We start from the raw sequence: 21,078 nt of genomic DNA, 5'->3' as shown, positions 1-21,078 counted from the left end.
GCGCTGTACTCAAGTTCGGAGAAGGTGGCTTGCATGGTCGGTCACGAGCGTGAGGCAGGGCGTCATTATCTCAAAGAGCGGCTGCCGACGGCAGGCGTCGGCTGGTTTCGATTAAATCAGTGCTTCCCTAGAAGCAGTGCTGTGCCGCCACTCAGCAGACAAAAACCGGCGATGATCGCCAGAGACAAAGCGAGATTCTCAAGCTGGAGAAGTGCAGTGAACTCGTCCCGCGCTCTGCCCGGCAATCTCGACGGAACTCGTTCGAGAACGGTGAGCAGCTTCTTTTCGATAGGCAACTCCCAAATGCTCTCAGGAGGAGCGGGAGTCGGTGCGGCTCTCAGTGATTGCCGTATTGTCGAACTTGTCCCCGTTGGTGACGCTCCCGCTGCACTGCGTGCGGTATTGGGTGCTTGAAGGATTGTGGCCTTGTCGCCTTTCAGCAGGTGATACCACGTTTGCTTGCCTACCACGCCGTCAGCGACAATTGAAACGCCCTTCTGATATTGCAGAACAGCTTGCTGGGTGATGCTACCAAAGATTCCATCAACCGTCAGATTGGGAGAGGGGAGCAAGCGCACGTTCAGCTGCCGTTGGAGCTTCTTCACCTCCGAACCTCGGCTTCCCTGCTGCAGCACTTGAACTGCTGCTGTCGAGGACTTTCGGCGTGCTGCCCCAAGCGGCATCAAAGTTAGCGAGGCAGGATGATGCTGACCTCTGGTCGAAAGGAGATCGCTGCCGATGTGGCCTGGCCGAGGGGACAACGCTCGGATCATGGTCCCGTCGTTAAGGTCCTCAGCCCCACCAGAAAGGCCAACTGGACCTGGTTTGCGTGAGCCCGCCATCTATGGATTTCCGAGTTCAGTGGGTGCAAATTTATTTTATTAGCATAACTCAAAGTATACGTCAAAACGGGAAGTAAACATCTTCCACGACTGACAGACAGGTCGGCTGCGGCTTGCATGTTACTGAATTGGTTCAACGACACATCAATGAATTATGGCATCACGCCAAACAAGCTGATCACCAGTCATATCACGAGTTCCCCTGCCTGACCGGACGCTTTTGCGCGCTCGCATCCGTGACAAGCATCAGGTTCCTGGAAAGAAGAACGGAATCCCACCTGCTGGTGCAGTCGGTGCGGAGAAGGTCCGGATTATCGGGGCGCTTTCGCCTGATGCGCTGAGCTCGCGGGCGCTAAGTGACGACGACGCAGTCGACATAGCATTCAACTCGCCCCCGCCGGGCGCTTGCCCCCTCCCCCTCTTCTTCGTATCCTGCATGTCATCGTCGTCACCACCGGCGACGTTTTCGGACAAGGATCATGGGCGAAGAAGCGGGTGCGGCCGGGTCGCCGCGCACTACGCAGGAGAGCGAGGCTGACGCCAGCGCGCTGCTGGCGCTGACACGGCGTCTGCTCGCCGACCTGCACCCGAGTGCAACGGCGCGCGGGGTGGCGCTCGACAGCCGGCTCGACAAGGATCTCGGCTTCGACAGCCTGGCGCGCGTCGAACTGGTCGCGCGAATCGAACGCGACCTCGGCGTGGCGCTGCCGGAGAAGACGCTCGGCAGCGCGGTGACGCTGCGCGACCTGCTGCTGGCGATGCGTGAGCAGGGCGTCCCGGCAGCAGCCCGCACGAGCGGCGGACGCACGCGCGCGGCGGTGAGCCTGGAAACCGCGGCTACCCAGCTCGCGTCCTCGGAAATCCTCGCCCTGCCCGACTCCGCCACCACCCTGCTCGGCGTGCTCGCCTGGCACGTCGCGCGGCACGGCGAGCGCGTGCAGATCGTCCACCTCGACGAGTCGGGCGAAACGCCGATCAGCTACGCCGAGCTCGACCGCCAGGCGCGGGCGATCGCTGCCGGCCTGCAGGAGGCGGGGCTCGCGCCGCGACAGACGGTGGCGATCATGCTGCCGACCCAGCCCGAGTATTTTTACGTCTATTTCGGGATCCTCATGGCCGGCGGCATCCCGGTGCCGATCTACCCGCCGGCCTCGCTCGCGCAGCTCGAGGAACACGTTCGCCGCCACGCGGGGATCCTGGCCAACGCCGGGGCGTCGATCCTGGTGACGGTACCCGAGGCGCGCGCGGTGGCGCGGCTGCTCGAAGCGCGCGTGCCCGGCCTGCGCCGCATCGTCACCCCGGCCGAGCTCGCCGCCTGCGTGAGGCCGGCGCAGCCGGTTGCGGTCGCCGGCGGCGACACGGCGTTCATCCAGTACACCTCGGGCAGCACCGGCGACCCGAAGGGGGTCGTCCTCAGTCACGCCAACCTGCTCGCCAACGTGCGCGCGATGGGCCAGGCGATCGGCATTCGTGGCGACGACGTCTTCGTCAGCTGGCTGCCGCTCTATCACGACATGGGGCTGATCTGCGCCTGGCTCGCCAGCCTCTATCACGGGCGGCCGCTGGTGGTGATGTCGCCGCTGCGTTTCCTCGCGCGGCCGCTGCGCTGGCTGGAGGCGATCGACCGCTACCGCGGCACCCTCGCCGCGGCGCCGAACTTCGCCTACGAGCTGTGCGTGAAGCGCATCGACGACGCCGACCTCGCGGGCCTCGACCTGTCGTGCTGGCGGATCGCCGCCAACGGCGCCGAACCGGTGCTGCCGGAGACGCTGCGCCGCTTCGGCGAGCGCTTCGCCGCCTGCGACTTCCGCTCAGAGGCGCTGACCCCGGTCTATGGACTGGCCGAGGGGACGGTCGGGCTGCTCTGCCCGCCGCCGGGACGCGGGCCGCGCGTCGATCGCGTCGAGCGCGCGGCCTTCAGTCGCGGTGGTCGCGCCGAACCGGCGGCCGCAGGCGACGTCGGCGCGCTGCGCTTCGTCTCCTGCGGCCGGCCCTTGCCCGGACACGAGGTACGCATCGTCGATGCCGCAGGCAAGGAAGTCGGGGAGCGCGTCGAGGGCCGGCTCGAATTCAGGGGCCCTTCCGCCACAGCGGGCTACTTCCGCAACCCGGAGCAGACGCGGCGCCTCTTCGACGGCGACTGGCTCGACAGCGGCGACCGCGCCTACGTCGCCGACGGCGAGGTCTATCTGACCGGCCGCGTCAAGGACATCATCATCCGCGGCGGGCGCAACATCTACCCGCACGAGCTGGAGGACGCGGTCGGCGGCATCGACGGCGTCCGCCGCGGCTGCGTCGTCGTCTTCGGCGCCAGCGACGGGGCGAGCGGCACCGAGCGCCTGGTCGTCCTCGCCGAGAGCAGGCTGGTCGATGGAGCCGGAGGTGGCACGGAACACGAGGCCGAGCGCGAGGCACTGCGCCAGCGCATCGTCGACCTCACCGTCGCGGTGCTCGGCGAGCCGCCCGACGAGGTGGTGCTGGCACCGCCGCACGCGGTGCTGAAGACTTCCAGCGGCAAGGTCCGCCGCGCGGCATGTCGCGAGCGCTACCTCGCCGGTACGATCGGCGTGAGCGCGCGTTCGGGAGGCGCGCAGCTGCTGCGGCTGACGCTCGCCTCGCTGTGGCCGCAGGCGCGGCGGGCGGCGGGCGCGCTGTCCGCCGCGCTCTGGGGGACCGCCGTCTGGCTGCCGTTCCTGCTGCTCGCCGTCTTCGCCTGGCTGGCGACCGCGATGGCACCCAACCGGGCCGCGGCCTGGAAAATGGACCGGCTGGCGGCGCGCGCGCTGCTGAAGCTCGCCGGCATCCGGCTCACGGTCGAGGGGCTGGATCGCCTGCCGCAGGAACCCTGCGTCGTCGTCGCCAACCATGCGAGCTACGCGGACGGGATCGTCCTGCTCGCCGCGCTGCCGACGCCGGTCAGCTTCGTCGCCAAGCGCGAGCTGCTCGGCAACCTGGTGTCACGACGCTTCCTCGAAAAGCTCGGCGCGCTCTTCGTCGAGCGCTTCGACACGCTGAAGAGCATCGACGACGCGCATCGGCTCGGCGCGGCGGTCGCTGCGGGGGAAACGCTGTTCTTCTTTCCCGAGGGCACCTTCCGGCGCACGCCGGGTCTCGGCGCCTTCCGCCTCGGCGCGTTCAGCGTCGCCGCCACGGCCGGGGTGCCGGTGCTGCCGCTGACGCTGCGCGGCACGCGCACGCTGCTGCCGGCCGGGCGCTGGCTGCCGCGGCGCACCCAGCTCGGCGTGATCGTCGGCACGCCGATCGCGGTGCCGACCGAGGGAGAACCCTTTGCGCGCGCCATCGCGTTGCGCGACCAGGCGCGCGCGCAGATCCTCCGCGATTGCGGCGAGCCCGACCTCGGCGCTACCTGAAGCGAGGTTCAGCCCGGGTCAGCAACGTTCAGCCCGGCTTGCCGTCGGCGCGCGCGCGCATCAGGAACGGGCGGTAGCGCCAGAAGTAGAGCAGGAAGGCCACGCACCACAGGGTCGCGGCGAGATGGACGCCGGCCTTGGCGGCGACCGGGATCACGGCGAGGGTCAGCACCCGCGCCAGCGCCGCGCAATGCACCAGCACGTAGGCCGTCGTCTCGACCGGCCCGGCGACCAGCCAGCGGCCGGTATGGCCGAGCGCGGTGCGCGTGATCATGCCGATGATGAGGCCGCCGGTGGCGCCGATGGCCAGCGCATGCACGCCCGCCGAGCGCGGGAGGAACTGCCACTCGGTCGCCGCAAGCAGCAGGAGGCCGACCGGAATCCACAGGTGCGAGAGGTGCAGGATCCAGAGCAGTGGATTGCTGCGCGTCGCCCAGGTGTTCCAGCCGAGCGTGCGCGCGATCTGCAGCGCGGCGGCGACGACGGCGAGTCCGGCCGCCAGCGTCCGCCCGGCGAACCCGCCCCAGCTACCGACCTCCCCAGCCCACAGCGCCAGCGCCAGTCCCGTCAGCGCGATCGCGGCGAGATCGACACGCTTGTTGCGCCATTGCCTGACGCCGCGGATCGCGCTGGCCGTGAAATTGGGGACGACGCGCCCGGCGATGATCGTCTCCAGCAGCACGATCAGCGCCAGCGCCGCGTGCAGCACCGTCATCGGGTCGAGCGCGATCACGTCCAAGCGGGCGAGGTGGAAGACGAGGTTGAGGAGCCCGAGGGTGGTGAGCAGCCCGCCGATGAAGTAATTGACCCGGCTCTTCGCGCGCAGGAGGACGCCGACGAAGATCGCCGCACAGGTCGGCAGGAAGGCGACGTCGACCAGCGCCACCCAGGTCCCGTCGGAAAAGGCCATCGCCAGCCGCCCGGCGAGCCACAGCCCGGCCAGCGCCGCCAGCCGCGATCCGGTCGGCGTCGGCTGCCCGGTCCACGCCTTGCCGGCGGTGAACAGGAAGCCGACGATGACGGCGGCGGCGAAGCCGAAGATCATCTCGTGCGCGTGCCACCACATCCCCGGGATCGGCGTCGTGAGCACGCCCGACCAGACCAGCGCCCAGGCCGGCACCGCGATCGCGCCGAACAGCGCGGCGAGCAGGTAGAACGGCCGGAATCCGAGCGCGAACAGCGAAAAGGTCTCCGGCGGGATCTTCTTCGCCGTCATTTCTTCCAGGGAAATCAATGCCATGCAGACAGTTCCGGGGGTTCAGGAGGTTTAATTACGCCGCCGCGGTAATTGATGCCCATTCGCGGCTGCCGCCGCTCCCACGAAAAGCACTCCCGCAGCAAGGTGGAATCTCGTGGGAGGGCAGGAAGGCCCGAATCAAGGCCAGATCAAGGTGGGCGAGCTAAATACAAGACCCTCCGGACGGGTCTTAAGTTCCTGCCAGGGCGATCACCGGGCCGAAGGCTGCCGTGGGATTCTTTGTCGGATGAGGCGCCGCTATCCAGTCATTGCGAGGCGCGTAGCGCCGTGGCGATCCAGTTCGTCCTTCAAGTTTCGCGGCCTCGCCAACTCGGGCGACCCGATGCGAGACCTACGCACTGGATCGCCACGCCCTGCGGGCTCGCGATGACGCGTTGTCTCGATCGCCACGCCTTGCCGGCTCGCGATGACGCGTTGTCTCGATCGCGCGCTGCGGGCCCGGATGACGCGTCGCTATCCGTCATTGCGAGGCGCGCAGCGCCGTGGCAATCCAGTTCGTTCTTCCAGCTTCGCGGTCTCGCCAACTCGGGCGATCCGATGCGAGGCCTGCGCACTGGATCGCCACGCCCTGCGGGCTCGCGATGACGGTTACGCTCTCAGCCCCTCTCCATGCACTCCTGGCACTGCCGTCATTACGAGGCGCGTAGCGCCGTGGCAATCCAGTCGCGTCGGGTTCGCGAAGCGTAACCCGACTCCCTGCTCAAGTTCCGGCCAGGGCGATCACCGGGGCGAAGCCGCCGCCCGGGGTGCGGAAGTTGGTGGTCTGTCCCTGGTAGAGGCGCGCGGCGGCGAGCTGGACTTCGCCCTGGTAGACGTAGAGGCGCAGGTCGAGCTTGAGCTCGCGCACCTCGCCGTCGACGAGGACCCGGCGCGACGAGGGGGACGCCAGTTCCTGCGCGACGTAGCCGCCGCCGGCGATCTCGGCGAACACGCGTTTGGTCAGCTTGTCGCCGCGGTAGGTCGCGCGGCCGGCGTAGCCGCCGAAGGGCTTGAAGAAGTAGCGACGGCGCTCGTTCCAGAAGGTTTCGGCGTCCTCGGGCGCGACCAACAGGGTGCGCGGGACGACCGCGGCGAGCAGTTCGCGGTCGGCAGGGGCGACGCCGGCGGCGGCGAGCCAGTCGCCGTCGGAGAGCAGGCACAGGTTGCGCTTGTCGGCGTAGAGCGCGTGCGCCCGCGGATGCGGCGTCAGCACCACCGCATCGGCAAGGTACGCGGCGCGCAGTGCGGCGTGCTCGGGGGCCGACAGGTCGAAGTCGGTCAGGCGGTTATAGACGAGGTCGATGCGCTGGCCACGGCAGCTGAGGACACCGTCGGCAAAGTGCAGCTCTGACGGATCGGCGATGAGCGCGTCGATGCCAGCGCTCGCGAACAGGCGGCGGCAGACGGCAAACTCGGCAGCGAGGAACTGCTCGTCGGGTACGTCGTCGACGATGGCGACGCGCACCAGCGGCCGCTCGCCGCGCGCGAGCCGCCATTCCTCGCGGAACATGGCGATGAAGCGCTCCGGCAGGCCGGCTGCCTGCGCGTTCACGGCCGTGATCGCCGCCTCCAGTGCAGCGCCAGGCGCGACATGCGCGCAGGCCGTGCGCGGCAGCGCCGCCAGCAGCGCGTTGAGCAGCCCGCCGCCGGCGTTGGTGTTGATCTCGATCAGGCGCGGCCCGTCCTCGCCCAGGTGGAAGTCGTAGCCGAAGAACACCCCGGCGGCACGCTGCGGCAGTTGCGCGATCTCCGGCGCACGCGCGAGTGCAGCAGCCTGGAAGGCCGGGTTGGCGACGACACGCTCGATCGCGCCGACCGCCGCCTGCATGCGCTCAAGGTCCGCCTCGCCGACATGCGCGCACAACGCCGAGAAGAGCAGCGGCTGCTGCGCAAGGAGGCGCGGCAGCTCGTCTTCCGCAACAGCGCCCGGCAGCAGCGCCGCCATCGCCGCGGGCAGTTGGGCTAGGTCGAGTGTCGGGCACGGACAGTCGTGGTTGAGCGCCCGAGCCAGCACGCTGCCGGCGTCGGTGGATTCGGCAGAGTTGGCGGAGTCGGCAGACTCCGCGGAAAGGTTCGTGTTCATGTCGGGGAGGCGAAGAAGGCGACCGCGTCGGCAAGCGCGCGCGTGCGCCGCATCGGCGGCAGGCTGCGCCAGACGCGCTTGCCGTAGGGTTTGTTGAGCATGCGCGGGTCGCAGATGACGAGCACGCCGCGGTCGCTCTCGTCGCGGATGAGCCGCCCGGCCCCCTGCTTCACGCTGATCACCGCGCGCGGCAGCTGGTATTCCATGAACGCGTTCCGGCCCTCGGCACGCATGCGCTCCATGCGCGCCGAGAGCACCGGGTCGTCGGGCGGCGCGAACGGCAGCTTGTCGATGACCACCAGCGAGAGCGCCTCGCCGCGCACGTCGACGCCCTCCCAGAAGCTCTGGCTGGCAACCAGGATCGCGTTGCCGAGGCGGCGGAAACTGTCGAGCAGCTCGGTCTTGCCGCGCTCGCCCTGCAGGAGCAGCGGGCAGTCCATGCCGGCGCGTTCGAGGCGTTCGGCGAGCAGCTCGTGCGTGCGCCGCATCGCGCGCAGCGAGGTGCACAGGAAGAAGGCGCGACCGCCGGCGGCCTGGAGGATCGGGAAGACCGCATCGACGGTCGCTTCCGTGTAGTCGCGGCTGTTCGGGTCGGGCAGGCCGGGCGGCGCGTAGAGCAGCGCCTGACGCTGGTAGTCGAAGGGGCTTTCCCAGCACGCGGATTCCGCCTCGTAGAGCCCCAGCTCGCGGCAGTAATGCTCGAAGCTGCCCTGCACCGCCAACGTCGCCGAAGTGAAGATCCAGGCACGCGGATGGCCACCCATCTGCTTCTTCATGATCCCGGAGATGCGCAAGGGGGTCGTGTTGAGCTGCAGCGCATGCGTGTAGGTCTCGCCCCAGCGCACCACCTCGGGGTCGTCCCCCTCCTGCCAGTGGCGCCAGGCGCCGAGCACCTCGCCCGCGCGGCGCCAGCAGTTCTCGAGACCCTCGGAGCGCTGCGCCTGCGTCTCCAGGATCGCGGCGACGATTTCGAGGTGACGGCACAGTTCGCCGAGCGCCGGGGTGAATTCCTCGCGTTCGAGCAGCTGGCTGGCGGCGTAGCGCGCCGGCTCGACCGGCAGCGTCAGGCGGAAGTCGCGCGCGGCCTTGTCCAGCGCGGCGAGTGCGAGCGGCAGGTCGAGGCAGTCCTTGGCCGCGGCCAGCGCCTCGCTCTTCGCGTCGCGCACGAGGTCGAGTACCTGCGAGGTCGACACGCTGTCGCCGAAGAAGAGGCTCGCGGTTTCCGGCAGCAGGTGCGCCTCGTCGAAGATGACCGTGTTGCACGCCGGCAGGAGTTCGCCGGCGCCTTCGTCGCGCAGCATCACGTCGGCGAAGAAGAGGTGGTGATTGACGACGACGAGGTCGGCGGCGAGCGCCTCGCGGCGCGCGGCCAGCACGAAGCATTCCTCGTGGTCGGGACATTCCTGGCCGAGACAGTTGTCGCGCGTCGAGGTGACCATCGCCCACACCGGCGAATTCTCGGGGACGTCGCCGCACTCGGCCTTGTCGCCGGTCAGCGTCCGCTTGGCGAAGCGCGCGATGCGCTGCGCGTCGGAGGCGTCGGCGCGGGTGACGAAGCGGCCCTCGGCGAGCGTGCGTTCGAGGTGGTAATGGCAGACGTAGTTGGCGCGGCCCTTGAGCAGCGCGACCCGCGCCGGCGAGCTCAGCGCCGTGCGCACGGTCGGGAGGTCACGCGCGAACAACTGGTCCTGCAGGGTCTTGGTTCCGGTCGAGACGATCACCTTGCCGCCGGAGAGCAGCGCCGGGACGAGGTAGGCGTAGGTCTTGCCGGTACCGGTGCCGGCCTCGGCGACGAAGACACGGTTGCCGTCGATCGCCTCGGCGATGCGCGACGACATCTCGATCTGTTGCTGACGCGGACGATAGCCGGGGATGCGGGTGGCCAGCGGCCCGCTCTCGGAAAAGACATCGGCGAGGGAAAAGGACATGCCAGGATCTTCGGTAAGCAGCGGCGCATCCTACCAGAAGCGCGCCGCGAACGCGCAGCCGAAAGCGCGGCTCTTCATCGCGAGCACGTAGGGCGTGGCGATCCAGTGCGTAGGGCTCGCATCAGGTCGGCTGTGGATGGCGGGCAAGGGCAAGGAGACGGAGGAACGAACTGGATTGCCACGGCGCTGCGCGCCTCGCAATGACGGGGTGGCGGCGCGTCATACCGAGCCGGCAAGGCGTGGCGATTCAGACAACGCGTCATCGCGAGCCCGCAGGGCGTGGTGATCCAGACAGCGCGTCATCGCGAGCCCGCACAGGGGGTGGTGATCCACACAACGCGTCATCGCGAGCCCGCACAGGGCGTGGTGATCCAGACAGCGCGTCATCGCGAGCCCGAAGGGCGTGGCGATCCAGTGCGTAGGGCTCGCATCGGGTCGGCCGTGGATGGCGGGCAAGTGCCAGGAGACGGAGGAACGAACTGGATTGCCACGGCGCTGCGCGCCTCGCAATGACGGGGTGGCGGCGTGTCATACCGAGGCGGCAAGGCGTGGCGACCCAGACAGCGCGTCATCGCGAGCCCAAAGGGCGTGGCGATCCACACAACGCGTCATCGCGAGCCCGAAGGGCGTGCTGATCCACACAACGCGTCATCGCGAGCCCGCACAGGGCGTGCTGATCCACACAACGCGTCATCGCGAGCCCGAAGGGCGTGGCGATCCAGTGCGTAGGGCTCGCATCGGGTCGGCCGTGGATGTCGGGCAAGTGCCAGGAGACGGAGGAACGAACTGGATTGCCACGGCGCTGCGCGCCTCGCAATGACACGATAACGACGGATGGGGCGGGGCAAGGAAGCACGAATGGCAGGAGCGGCGGCGGCGCCGGCTTGACCGCGGCCGGCTTTTGCCCCAACAATCGCCACCGGCATGGCGCTGCAGCAGCCTCGCGCAGCGCAGAAAACACACCCCGCTGAACAAGGAGCAAGCATGATCGACCAAGCCGTCGCCGACTTCACCCGCCCCGCCACCGGCGGCCAGGAATTCCGCCTCTCAGAGCAGAAGGGGCAGAAGCTCGTCGTCTACTTCTACCCGAAGGACAACACCCCGGGCTGCACCACCGAAGCCTCGGACTTCCGCGACCTGCACGACGAATTCGTCAAGGCCGGCGCCCGCGTCGTCGGCGTCTCGCGCGACAGCCTGAAGTCGCACGAGAACTTCAAGGCCAAGCTCGGCCTGCCCTTCGAACTCCTCTCCGACGCCGACGAGGCGCTGTGCACGCAGTTCGACGTGATCAAGTCGAAGATGATGTACGGCAAGGCCTGCCGCGGCATCGAGCGCAGCACCTTCGTCATCGACGGCGACGGCGTGCTGCGCCGCGAATGGCGCGGCGTGAAGACCGCCGGCCACGCGCAGCAGGTCCTCGAGTTCGTCCAGGGTCTCTGAGACGATCGGCAACATGGCAGCTGACGGGCAGCGGCGGCCTGCATCGCCCTCGTTCGCGCCTTACGGCGCTCCCACAAGAAACCCTCGCGCCGCAGGAGAGCCCTCCAGTTCGTTCTCCTGTCTTCCCGCCCTTCGCAGCTATCGAAGGGCGCCCGGATACCAGACCTACGCACTGGATCGCCACGCCCTGCGGGCTCGCGATGACGCGTCGCCATCCGTTCGTTGCGAGGCGCCCGCTACGTGGCAACAATGCCGTCATTGCGAGGCGCGTAGCGCCGTGGCAATCCAGTTCGTTTTTCCAGTTGCGCAGCCTCGCTAACTCGGGCGAACCGATGCGAGACCTACGCACTGGATCTCCACGCCCTGCGGGCTCGCGATGACGAGATGCTGATCGCGCCGGCTTCGGCAGACCAAGTCGGCCGATATTTCACGAATTTGTTCCACGTTTCACGTTAACCCTGGATCCCATCCACCGGAGAAGCTGAATGCCCCCCCGCAAACGCGCGACCAAGTCCCCGCTGCCGCCCGCCAAGCTGTTCGTCATCGACACCAACGTGCTGCTGCACGACCCGACCAGCGTCTTCCGCTTCCAGGAGCACGACATCTTCCTGCCGATGATGACGCTGGAAGAACTCGACGATCACAAGCGCGGCACCTCCGAACTCGCGCGCAGCGCGCGGCAGATCACGCGCACGCTCGACGAGATCGTCGGCTGTTGCGAGGAGATCGCGCTCGGCGTGCCGCTCGCCGGCCCCTCGCACGATCTCGCCAGCGGTCGCCTGTTCGTGCAGACCGAGGCCATCCCCGCGGAACTGCCGGCCGGGCTGCCGACCGCCAAGGCCGACAACCAGATCCTCGCGGTGACGATGCACCTGCAGCGGCGGCATCCGAAGCGCGCGGTGATCCTCGTCTCCAAGGATATCAACATGCGCCTCAAGGCGCGTGCGCTGGGGCTGGAGGCGCAGGATTACTTCAACGACAAGGTGCTCGAAGACACCGACCTGCTCTACAGCGGCGCCAGCGAGTTGCCCGAGGACTTCTGGGAGACGCACGGACAGGGGATGGAGTCGTGGAAGCAGGAAGGGCGCACCCTCTACCGCGTGCAGGGGCCGCTCTGCCCGCAACTGCTGGTCAACGAGTTCGTCCATCAGGAAGGCCCGCGTCCGCTCAACGCGATCGTGCGCAAGGTCGCCGGCAAGACCGCCGAGCTGGAAACGCTGACCGACTACACGCATGCGAAGAACGCGGTCTGGGGGGTTACCGCGCGCAACCGTGAGCAGAACTTCGCACTCAACCTCCTGATGGACCCGGAGATCGACTTCGTCACCCTGCTCGGCCAGGCCGGCACCGGCAAGACGCTGCTGACGCTGGCGGCGGGGCTGACGCAGGTCCTGGAAACGAAGCGCTACGCGGAAATCATCATGACCCGCGTCACCGTCCCGGTCGGCGAGGATATCGGTTTCCTGCCCGGCACCGAGGAAGAGAAGATGGGGCCGTGGATGGGCGCGCTCGAGGACAACCTCGAAGTCCTCAACAACTCGGACGAGGCCGGCGGCGAGTGGGGCCGCGCCGCCACCCGCGACCTGATCGGCAGCCGGATCAAGATCAAGTCGCTCAACTTCATGCGCGGCCGGACCTTCCTCAACAAGTTCCTGATCATCGACGAGGCGCAGAACCTGACGCCGAAGCAGATGAAGACGCTGATCACGCGCGCCGGCCCCGGCACCAAGGTCGTCTGTCTCGGCAACATCGCGCAGATCGACACGCCCTACCTCACCGAGGGCAGTTCCGGGCTGACCTACGTCGTCGACCGCTTCAAGGGCTGGGAGCATTCCGGGCACGTCACGCTGCAGCGCGGAGAGCGTTCGCGCCTCGCCGACCGTGCCGGCGAGGTGTTATGATCCAGCCCCTTTGGCGCCGCCGCCTCGTCACTCCACGGCGCCCGAAATTACGGGGACGGCATACTTGGTTCTGAAGAATTGAGTGCATCGCCCCCGCAATTGGCACGCTGGAGCCTTGATGAAACGACGTAGATTCCTCGCCCTGACCGCCCTCCTGCCGCTGCTGTTCCCGTGCACGGCGCTGGCCGCCAGGCGCAAGGCGGCGAAAGAGACCCAGCCCGCCAGGAAGGCGACCAAGAAGCCCCCCAAACGTCCCGCGGCGAGGACATCCCGGGCTGCTGCGCCGAGCGCCGAGGGTGAGCGCACGGCGCGCGTCGCTCGCCCCGCCGAGGAAGTGGTCGAGCCCTGGCGTACCTACGAGCTCTCGACCACGCTGCGCCTGCACAAGATGCGCGGACCGATCCGCCTCTGGATGCCGCTGGACCACGCCACCGACTCGGCCTGGCAACGCTCGCGCGGCCGACGCTGGGACGGGAACTTCAGCAGAGCGGAAATCGTCCGCGATCCGGTCGCCGACATGGCCGTCCTCGTCGCCGAATGGAATTCCCCGCGCGACTGCGAACTGCGCATGGTCAGCCAGGTGATGACGCGCGACCGCCACTTCGACATCAGTCGTTACGGCGCTGCGCCGACCGAGCGCAACGAGGTGCTGCGCCGCTACCTGCAGCCGCTCCCCGGGGGCGTCGAGGACAGCCTGCGCAACATCGCCACCGAGGCGCTCGGCCGCATCAGGGATCCGCTCGCCCGCGGCAAGGCGCTCTACGACTGGGTCATCGACAACGCCCGCTATGAAACGCAACCGCCCGGCGGCTGTGGCAGCGGCAACCTCGCCGCCATGCTCGAGAAGGGACGTTACAGCGGCATCTACGCCGGCAAGAGCGCCGACATCGCGCTGCTCTTCGTCGGCCTGTGCCGCTCGATCGGCATGCCGGCGCGTCCGGTCTTCGGCGTGCGCGTCGACAGCTCCCGGCTGTTTTCCAGCCTCGGGCGCAGCGGCGAACTGGCGCAGGCGCAGCACTGCCGCGCCGAATTCTACGCACCGGGCTGGGGCTGGGTGCCGGTCGATCCGGCCGACGTGCTCACTGCGATCGCCGAGGGCAGCGTCGGCACCTTCGACCCCAGGTTGAACGTCCTGCGCAAGCTCCTCTTCGGCTTCTGGGAAATGAACTGGATCGGCCTGAACAGTGCCAACGAGTTCAACCTGCGCAACTCCGCGGGACATCCGGTCGCCGCGCCGGCAGCGCCCCTGCCTTTCCTCGCCTATCCCTACGTGGAATCGGCCGACGGTCGTTTCTCTATACTCGACCGCGACCGGGTCTCTTACAGCCTCTCGGCACGGCGCATCGACATCGGCGACATCCTCGCCCCGGTGCCGACGCTGTTCTAGCCCTCACTCCCCGTAATTCGCGTAGCCCCCACCCTGCCGCGCGAGGTTCTCGAAGCGCGTGTATTCGCCGAGGAAGGCGAGGTTCACGGTGCCGATCGGGCCGTTACGCTGCTTGGCGATGATGATCTCGGCGATGCCCTTGTCCGGCGTGTCCGGGTTGTAGACCTCGTCGCGGTAGATGAACATGATCACGTCGGCATCCTGCTCGATGGCGCCCGATTCGCGCAAGTCGGACATCACCGGGCGCTTGTTCGGCCGCTGTTCGAGCGAGCGGTTCAACTGCGACAGCGCGATCACCGGCACCGACAGTTCCTTCGCCAGCCCCTTCAGCGAGCGCGAGATTTCCGAGATTTCGGTGGCGCGGTTCTCGCCGGCCGACGAACCCGACATCAGCTGCAGGTAGTCGATGACGATCAGGCCGAGCCGGCCGCACTGGCGGTGCAGGCGGCGCGCACGCGCACGCAGGTCGATCGGGTTCAGTGCCGGCGTCTCGTCGATGTAGATCGGCGCCTCGTGCATCTTGCCGATCGCCATCGACAGCCGCGACCACTCGTCGTCGGTGAGGCGGCCGGTACGCACGCGGTGCGAGTCGAGCCGGCCGACCGAAGCGAGCATCCGCATCGCCAGCTGCGCGCCGCCCATTTCCATCGAGAAGATCGCCACCGGCAGCCCGACCTCGACGCCGATGTGCTCGGCCATGTTCATCGAGAACGAGGTCTTGCCCATCGACGGACGGCCGGCGACGATCAGCAGGTCGCCCGGCTGCAGGCCGGAAGTCTTGCTGTCCAGGTCGTGGTAGCCGGTGGGAACGCCGGTGATGTCCGACGGGTTGTCGCGGTCGTGCAGTTCCTGGATGCGCTCGACCACCTGGGTCAGCAGCGGGTTGATGTGCACGAAGCCGGTCTGGTGGCGGAAGCCCGATTCGGCGATTGCGAACACCTTGGCCTCGGCCTCGTCGAGCAGCGTCTTCGGATCGCGACCCAGCGGGTTCAGCGCGCTGCCGGCGATCTCGTCGCCGGCGGTGACGAGCTGGCGCAGGATCGCGCGTTCGCGCACGATCTCGGCATAGCGGCGGATGTTCGACGCCGACGGCGTGTTCGCCGCCAGTTCGCCGAGGTAGGCCAGACCGCCGGTCTGCTCGCCCTGCCCCGCCGAATCGAGCGCCTCGGCGACGGTCACCGCGTCCACCGGCTTGCCACGCTCGAACAGCTTGCTGATCTGGCGGTAGATGCGGCGGTGTTCGTCGCGGTAGAAATCGCCCTCCGACAAGAGGTCGGCGATGCGGTCCCAGGCGCTGTTGTCGAGCAGCAGACCGCCGAGCACCGACTGCTCGGCCTCCAGCGAATGCGGCGGCACCCGCAACTGGGCGATCGCGGGGTCGACGGACCCATCGCGCTGATCGGATTCGAAAGATCGGGAAGACTTGAACGGCTTGGCCATGGCTCTGGAAGGAAATGCGTGAAGCCGGACTGAGGGCGCCGTCTTCACAAGTCGGGATGCGCAGTTTACCGCGTCGACGCCACTGCTGGCCGAAGAAGGCGAAAAAGACCTCGGCGGCGACCGCGCCTGTCTATATTTAAATACATCGACATACCGCCGAAACAGCCATCGCTGCCACCCCATGCCATGAAACGTCCTCGTTCGTGGCTGACGCCATTCTTGATCGACAGGAGGAACAGATGCCCCGCTCATGGATCATGCTCCTGGCCAGTCTCCTGGTCATCGCGAGCCCGCTACCGGCTGCGGCCGACCCGGTACTCACGGTCGAGAGCAACACCGACCGCGCAGGTCTCGACTATCAGAACTTCGAACTGAGCAGCGCCCGGCCCGACCTCTGTCTGGCTGCCTGCGCCAAGGACGCCAGATGCCAGGCCTACACCTACGTCAAACCGGCGGTGCAGGGAGCGAAGGCGCGTTGCTGGCTCAAGCAGGGCAAGCCGACGACCAGCGCCAACTCCTGCTGCGTCTCGGGGGTGAAGACCGCCAAGACCGTCGTCAGCAGCGCCAGCGGCAAGGACCGCCCCGGTTCGGACTATTCCAGTTTCAACCTGCCGAGTGCCTCACCCGACCTTTGCCTCGCTGCCTGCGCCAAGCAGGCCAGTTGCAAGGCCTGGACCTACGTGAAGCCTGGTGTTCAGGGCGCCTCGGCGCGCTGCTGGCTGAAGAACAATGTACCCGCCGAGACCGCCTCCACCTGCTGCACCTCGGGCACGAAGCAGAACAGCCTCGAACAGGCCCGCTCCTACGCGATCACCAAGTGGGACGGCAACTGCAGCGGCAGCCAGCGTGACTGGTGGGACGACATGTGCATGGCCTGGCGGCACCGCATGGGCGCCAAGGGTTGGGATCAATGGTGGAACAACTTCAGCCTCGTGCAGAACCCGAAGTTCGCCGACCCGCAGGAGGAAACCTGGGGCGCCGACAACGGCAGCAGCGGCTGGGACCGCGGCGAGGCAGCGCTGATCTGCACGCACGGCGGCCATGGTGCGGCGACCGGCTGGAGCGGCTCGATGCATACCGACGTCGGCCACGGCTGCAAGATCAACACCAACCAGATCCTCGCCGGTCCGGCCTCCGGAGGCCACCTGCGCTTCCTGCACCTGTCCTCATGCAACAGCATGAACTGGGACGAACTCGACAAGTGGTGGATGCCGGCAGGCGGTCGCGTGCACCTCGTCACCGGCTTCCATGGCTTCATGTACATCGGTGGCCGCTACGTCGATGAGTACGAGGACCTGGCCAACGACGGCTTCAGCAGCGGCGTCGGCAACAACTGGATCCACAAGATGCACCACGTGGATCACTGGTACAACGCCTGGGAAACCGTCTGTCCGATCGTGATCGGCTTCGGCGAAACCGCAGCTGCGGCGACCAACGCCGTGAACGAAAAGTACAACGATCGCTGGGCCGACCAGGCCCCCGTGTGGCGCCATGTCGTCTGGTGGAGCAAGTGCGACCCGGATGGTGCAGGTCAGTTGCCTGAATGAGTCGCCGCCCCCTCACCCGGACCCACCAGAAGGAGAGAGCAATGAACCGTAATGCAATCCTCGTGCTGATCGTACCGTTCGTGCTGGGCAGCGCCGCCGTGCGCGCCCAGTCGGAACTGGGCTCGCCGGCAGTGGAGAGGGCGACGACCGAACGCGCCTTTTCCGTCGACTACGGGAAGCTCGTCGACGCTGCCTTCCCGACCTATACCAACGAGAGCCTGCAGAAGCGCCTCGACGCGATCAGGGCGAAGTATCCGGGCGGCCGCGACAGCGTGCGCGTCTGGAAGCTCGCCGACTTCGAAGACGCGCTGGCACTGCCACGCTCGCGCGACGCCGCCAGGCAGTCGCGCGTCTCGCTGCCCGAGCGCGAATACGGCGTGGACCAGGCCAGGGGCCGTGTCTTCCTCTTCGAGAAGACGGCCGCCGCCGTCCCGATCACCCCGGGTCGCCTGCAGGAGATCAAGCCACTGATCATGGCCAAGCATCGCCTGACGCTCAAGCGCATCGGCATTGCCGACGACGAAATCTTCTACCAGCGCAGCGACGTCGCCGTCGGGCAGTCGACGACCGGCCCCTCACAGGCGGAAAGGCGCACCACCCCGCAAGTCGTCCATGGTCTGCAGACTTACGTCCTGCGCGCCATCGAGGGCATCCAGATCGAGGGCAGTTCAGCCCGTCTGCTGTCCACCGATCCGCAGCGAATCGACTTGCTCGACGTGCGCTGGGCACCGTTCAGCCTACCGGCGCAGACCCTTGCACCGGCCTTGCGCGAGCGCGAAGAACTCAAGGCAGCCGTTGCGGCAAAGGTCAGGCAACTGGCAGGCGGCGCCGCGGCGAGCCTGAAGATGGCCGTCGTCATGCTCCGGGTCACTGCCGATGGGCAAAGCCACTACGTCCCCGCGCTGCGGATCGGCCTGCGCACCGAAAACGAGGGCGAAGGCGCCCTGTTCTACGAGCCGCTCTGGAAGGAATTCAGCGCAGCGCCGGATGGTTCAGACCTCCCATCCGGCGGTGAGCTGAAGTAGAAGCGGCACCAATTGCGGGGACGGTACCGTCCCCACAATGAGGCCTGATCATGCGGGATGGGCGGAATCGTTCTCGGGTTAGCCGTCGGGTTAACGTTAAACTTGGAACAGTTTCGTGAAACATCGGCCGACCCGATCTGCCGAAGCCCTTGCGATCAGCAGCCCGTCGCGAGCCTGCAGGGCGTGGCGATCCAGACAACGCGTCATCGCGAGCCCGTAGGGCGTGGCGATCCAGACAGCACGTCATCGCGAGCCCGTAGGGCGTGGCGATCCAGACAGCACGTCACCGCGAGCCCGCAGGGCGTGGCGATCCAGGGCGTAGGCCTCGCATTGGGTCGCCCGAGTTGGCGAGACCGCGAAACTGGAGGAACGAACTGGATTGCCACGGCGCTGCGCGCCTCGCAATGACGGGATGGCGACGCGTCATCCGAGCCCGTAGCGCGTGGCGACCCAGACAGCGCGTCACCGCGAGACCGCAGTGCGGCGATCCAGACAGCGCGTCATCGCGAGACCGCAGTGCGGCGATCCAGACAGCGCGTCATCGCGAGCCCGTAGGGCGTGGCGATCCAGGGCGTAGGCCTCGCATTAGGTCGCCCGAGTTGGCGAGACCGCGAAACTGGAGGAACGAACTGGATTGCCACGTCGCTACGCGCCTCGCAATGACGGCATTGAAGCGAATGGCTGCGTTTCATGCTCGGGGGTGGCACGAATCGCCACGAATTTTAGCGCAGCGTGAGCCGACAGAGACCGACGCGCCGAATAAAATATGACGTCCCGGTCATTGCGACGCTCAAGGCAAAAGACATGCGCGCAATTCAATCATTCCAGGTCCATCATCTTCCGCAGGCGACGCAATTCGTCGCGGAATCCTGGCGGCAGCTCGTGGATGGGATCCGGCTCGGCGTCGGCCGCTGGTTCGGTCGCCGACGGCGACGTCGGGCGCGGCGCGACCTTCTGCGCCGAGCGCGGAGGCGGCAGGGTTTCGGGTACGGCAGGGGGCGGCGTGACAGGCAGTTCGGGCTCGGGGCGGAAGCGCTGCATCATGCTGTCACGCGCGACCACCCCTTTCATGCGTTCGCGCAGGAGCTGCTGCTTCTCCTGCTTCTTGCGCTGGCTGACGAGGTTCAGGAATCCAAACACGCTTTACCCATGGAGACGAGACTTCGGCCGCAAAGTTTGCCACGGATGCGGCCCAAACGGAAAAAGCCCTGCCGAGGCAGGGCTTTTTCCTGCACCGCGCCATGCTGCCGCGCGGTGCTCCGGCTTAATGCCGTACGGTCGATTACTCGCCGACGACAGCGACGGTGATGTTCGCGAGAACGTCGGTGTGCAGCGCGACTTCCAGCGGGGTTTCGCTGACGGTCTTGATCGGGCCGGCCGGCATGCGGATCGACGACTTCTCGACGTCGAAACCGAGCGCCTTCAGGCCATCGGCGACGTCGTAGTTGGTCACCGAACCGAACAGGCGGCCATCGACACCGGCCTTGCGCGCGATGCGCACGACGGTGCCTTCGAGCTTCTCGCCAACGGCTTGAGCAGCGGCCAACTTCTCGGCGGCAGCGGCTTCGAGCTCGGCACGGCGGACTTCGAATTCGGCGAGCGCCTTCGGCGTGGCGCGGCGAGCCTTACCCGTCGGGATCAGGAAGTTACGGGCGTAACCGTCCTTGACCTTGACCAGATCACCAAAGGAGCCGAGGTTGACGACCTTCTCCAGCAGAATGATTTGCATCGTCCAATCTCCCCGTCTTATTGATGGTTGTCGGTGTAGGGCAGCAGCGCCAGGAAGCGGGCGCGCTTGATCGCCACCGACAGTTGACGCTGGTAGCCAGCCTTGGTGCCGGTCAGGCGAGCCGGCATGATCTTGGCGTTTTCGGTGATGTATTCCTTGAACTGGTCAACATCCTTGTAGTCGATTTCCTCGACCTTCTCTGCGGTGAAGCGGCAGAACTTGCGGCGCTTGAACATGCCGCCGCCGCGCTTCTTGCCACCCTTGTCATCCTTCTTCTTGAGGAATCTGGCCATTTTGATTTCCTTCTACAAATTCGATCGTGTGTATGTGCAATCGTAAAGACTTGCTGCTGGCGCTCCGCGCGGCGAGGAATCCCGAGATCTGGACCGTCGCTCCGGGCGGCGCTGCCTGTAACCAGCGCGCAACCGGACCGAGGCCGACCGCGTAGACTTCGCACCCGACACGCCGTGCCAGGCCCGCTTCGATCTGCTCCGACTCATGCCGGATCACGCATTCGCTGACCGGAACTCCGGCGGGCGTGTAGCGCAGGGCCTTGCGTTCGAGGAGAACGCCGGCCAGTTCGACGCGATTGGCGACGCTGTTCAGCAAGTCTCCAGCGCTCAGGCCGCCGGCTGGGCCGCGGCTTCAGCCTTCGGTTCGAGCAGCGAACGCGCCTTTTCTTCCTTCATCATCGGCGACGGCGTGGTGATCGCCTTCTTCGTCTTGATGGTCAGGTGGCGCAGGACGGCGTCGTTGAACTTGAACGCGTGCTCGAGTTCGGCCAGCGTCTCGCCGTCGCACTCGATGTTCATCAGCACGTAGTGGGCCTTGTGCAGCTTCTGGATCGGGTAGGCCAGTTGACGGCGGCCCCAGTCTTCCAGGCGATGGATCTGGCCGTTGCGAGTGGTGACGAGCGAGCGGTAACGCTCGACCATCGCCGGGACCTGCTCGCTTTGGTCCGGATGGACGATGAAACAGATTTCGTAATGACGCATGAACACTCCTTTTGGCAAAAACCCTCCGCCATGCGAACGGTAGGGCAAGGTGGAAAAGCCCGCGATTATAGCGGGTTTTCACGTACCTACTCAAGATAAAAGAAGGAGTCAAGCCAAAGAGGCTCTCGCGGGAGCCAATTACGGGAACGAGCA

Annotated in this window: 16 protein-coding genes; 6 read left to right on the top strand and 10 right to left on the bottom strand. The window is 67.1% G+C overall.

Annotated elements, in window-relative coordinates:
* Positions 1-116: 116 nt before the first annotated feature.
* Positions 117-605, bottom strand: a complete 489-nt coding sequence (locus CCR84_RS10125; protein ID WP_201211842.1) for a peptidoglycan-binding protein — start codon at positions 603-605, stop codon at positions 117-119.
* 716 nt (positions 606-1,321) lie between these two features.
* Here CCR84_RS10125 and CCR84_RS10120 point away from each other — a divergent pair.
* Complete coding sequence (locus tag CCR84_RS10120; RefSeq protein WP_201211840.1) at positions 1,322-4,213, top strand: AMP-binding protein; 2,892 nt, start codon at positions 1,322-1,324, stop codon at positions 4,211-4,213.
* 28 nt (positions 4,214-4,241) lie between these two features.
* Here CCR84_RS10120 and CCR84_RS10115 read toward each other — a convergent pair whose 3' ends face one another.
* From CCR84_RS10115 to CCR84_RS10105, 3 genes are all read right to left on the bottom strand, one after another.
* The gene (locus tag CCR84_RS10115) at positions 4,242-5,453 is read right to left on the bottom strand and encodes an NnrS family protein (RefSeq protein ID WP_201211839.1); all 1,212 of its coding nucleotides are present in this window, start codon (positions 5,451-5,453) and stop codon (positions 4,242-4,244) included.
* Between the two features lie 718 nt (positions 5,454-6,171).
* Positions 6,172-7,533 carry a circularly permuted type 2 ATP-grasp protein gene (locus tag CCR84_RS10110; protein WP_242508658.1) on the bottom strand — a complete coding sequence of 454 codons (1,362 nt, stop codon included), beginning with the start codon at positions 7,531-7,533 and terminating at the stop codon, positions 6,172-6,174.
* The gene (locus tag CCR84_RS10105; RefSeq protein ID WP_201211838.1) at positions 7,530-9,461 is read right to left on the bottom strand and encodes a DNA repair helicase YoaA; all 1,932 of its coding nucleotides are present in this window, start codon (positions 9,459-9,461) and stop codon (positions 7,530-7,532) included. The genes CCR84_RS10110 and CCR84_RS10105 overlap by 4 nt, the downstream gene beginning before the upstream one ends.
* Before the next feature lie 984 nt (positions 9,462-10,445).
* Between CCR84_RS10105 and CCR84_RS10100 the strand changes: the two genes are divergently transcribed.
* From CCR84_RS10100 to CCR84_RS10090, 3 genes are all read left to right on the top strand, one after another.
* Entirely contained in the window at positions 10,446-10,901 is a 456-nt protein-coding gene (locus CCR84_RS10100) for a peroxiredoxin (protein WP_201211837.1), read from the top strand.
* Between the two features lie 485 nt (positions 10,902-11,386).
* On the top strand, positions 11,387-12,802 hold the full coding sequence (locus CCR84_RS10095; RefSeq protein WP_201211836.1) for a PhoH family protein: 1,416 nt from the start codon (positions 11,387-11,389) through the stop codon (positions 12,800-12,802).
* 118 nt (positions 12,803-12,920) lie between these two features.
* On the top strand, positions 12,921-14,189 hold the full coding sequence (locus CCR84_RS10090) for a transglutaminase-like domain-containing protein (RefSeq protein ID WP_201211835.1): 1,269 nt from the start codon (positions 12,921-12,923) through the stop codon (positions 14,187-14,189).
* A 3-nt stretch (positions 14,190-14,192) separates the two neighbouring features.
* Here CCR84_RS10090 and dnaB read toward each other — a convergent pair whose 3' ends face one another.
* The gene (gene dnaB, locus CCR84_RS10085; protein ID WP_201211834.1) at positions 14,193-15,629 is read right to left on the bottom strand and encodes a replicative DNA helicase; all 1,437 of its coding nucleotides are present in this window, start codon (positions 15,627-15,629) and stop codon (positions 14,193-14,195) included.
* Positions 15,630-15,868: 239 nt separating this feature from the next.
* On the opposite strand from dnaB, the gene CCR84_RS10080 reads away from it, so the two are divergent.
* Positions 15,869-17,176, top strand: a complete 1,308-nt coding sequence (locus tag CCR84_RS10080) for a PAN domain-containing protein (protein WP_201211833.1) — start codon at positions 15,869-15,871, stop codon at positions 17,174-17,176.
* Between the two features lie 41 nt (positions 17,177-17,217).
* On the top strand, positions 17,218-18,201 hold the full coding sequence (locus CCR84_RS10075; protein WP_201211832.1) for a hypothetical protein: 984 nt from the start codon (positions 17,218-17,220) through the stop codon (positions 18,199-18,201).
* Positions 18,202-19,020: 819 nt separating this feature from the next.
* On the opposite strand, the gene CCR84_RS10070 is transcribed toward CCR84_RS10075, so the two are convergent.
* The 5 genes from CCR84_RS10070 to rpsF all read right to left on the bottom strand — a co-directional run bounded on the left by CCR84_RS10070 (position 19,021) and on the right by rpsF (position 20,925).
* A complete protein-coding gene (locus tag CCR84_RS10070; RefSeq protein ID WP_201211831.1) occupies positions 19,021-19,341 on the bottom strand; it encodes a hypothetical protein in 321 nt (106 codons plus the stop codon).
* Positions 19,342-19,483: 142 nt separating this feature from the next.
* Complete coding sequence (rplI, locus tag CCR84_RS10065; RefSeq protein WP_201211830.1) at positions 19,484-19,930, bottom strand: 50S ribosomal protein L9; 447 nt, start codon at positions 19,928-19,930, stop codon at positions 19,484-19,486.
* 17 nt (positions 19,931-19,947) lie between these two features.
* Complete coding sequence (rpsR, locus tag CCR84_RS10060; protein ID WP_201211829.1) at positions 19,948-20,223, bottom strand: 30S ribosomal protein S18; 276 nt, start codon at positions 20,221-20,223, stop codon at positions 19,948-19,950.
* Entirely contained in the window at positions 20,195-20,539 is a 345-nt protein-coding gene (priB, locus tag CCR84_RS10055) for a primosomal replication protein N (protein WP_242508657.1), read from the bottom strand. Before priB ends, rpsR begins: the two co-directional genes overlap by 29 nt.
* Positions 20,540-20,550: 11 nt before the next feature.
* Entirely contained in the window at positions 20,551-20,925 is a 375-nt protein-coding gene (rpsF, locus tag CCR84_RS10050; RefSeq protein ID WP_201211828.1) for a 30S ribosomal protein S6, read from the bottom strand.
* Positions 20,926-21,078 lie beyond the last annotated feature (153 nt).

This window comes from Rhodocyclus purpureus (assembly GCF_016653115.1).
GTDB classification, from domain to species: Bacteria; Pseudomonadota; Gammaproteobacteria; order Burkholderiales; family Rhodocyclaceae; genus Rhodocyclus; species Rhodocyclus purpureus.
The sequence above is the reverse complement of the archived record's forward strand: the minus strand, read 5'-3'. Positions and strand labels throughout refer to the sequence as shown.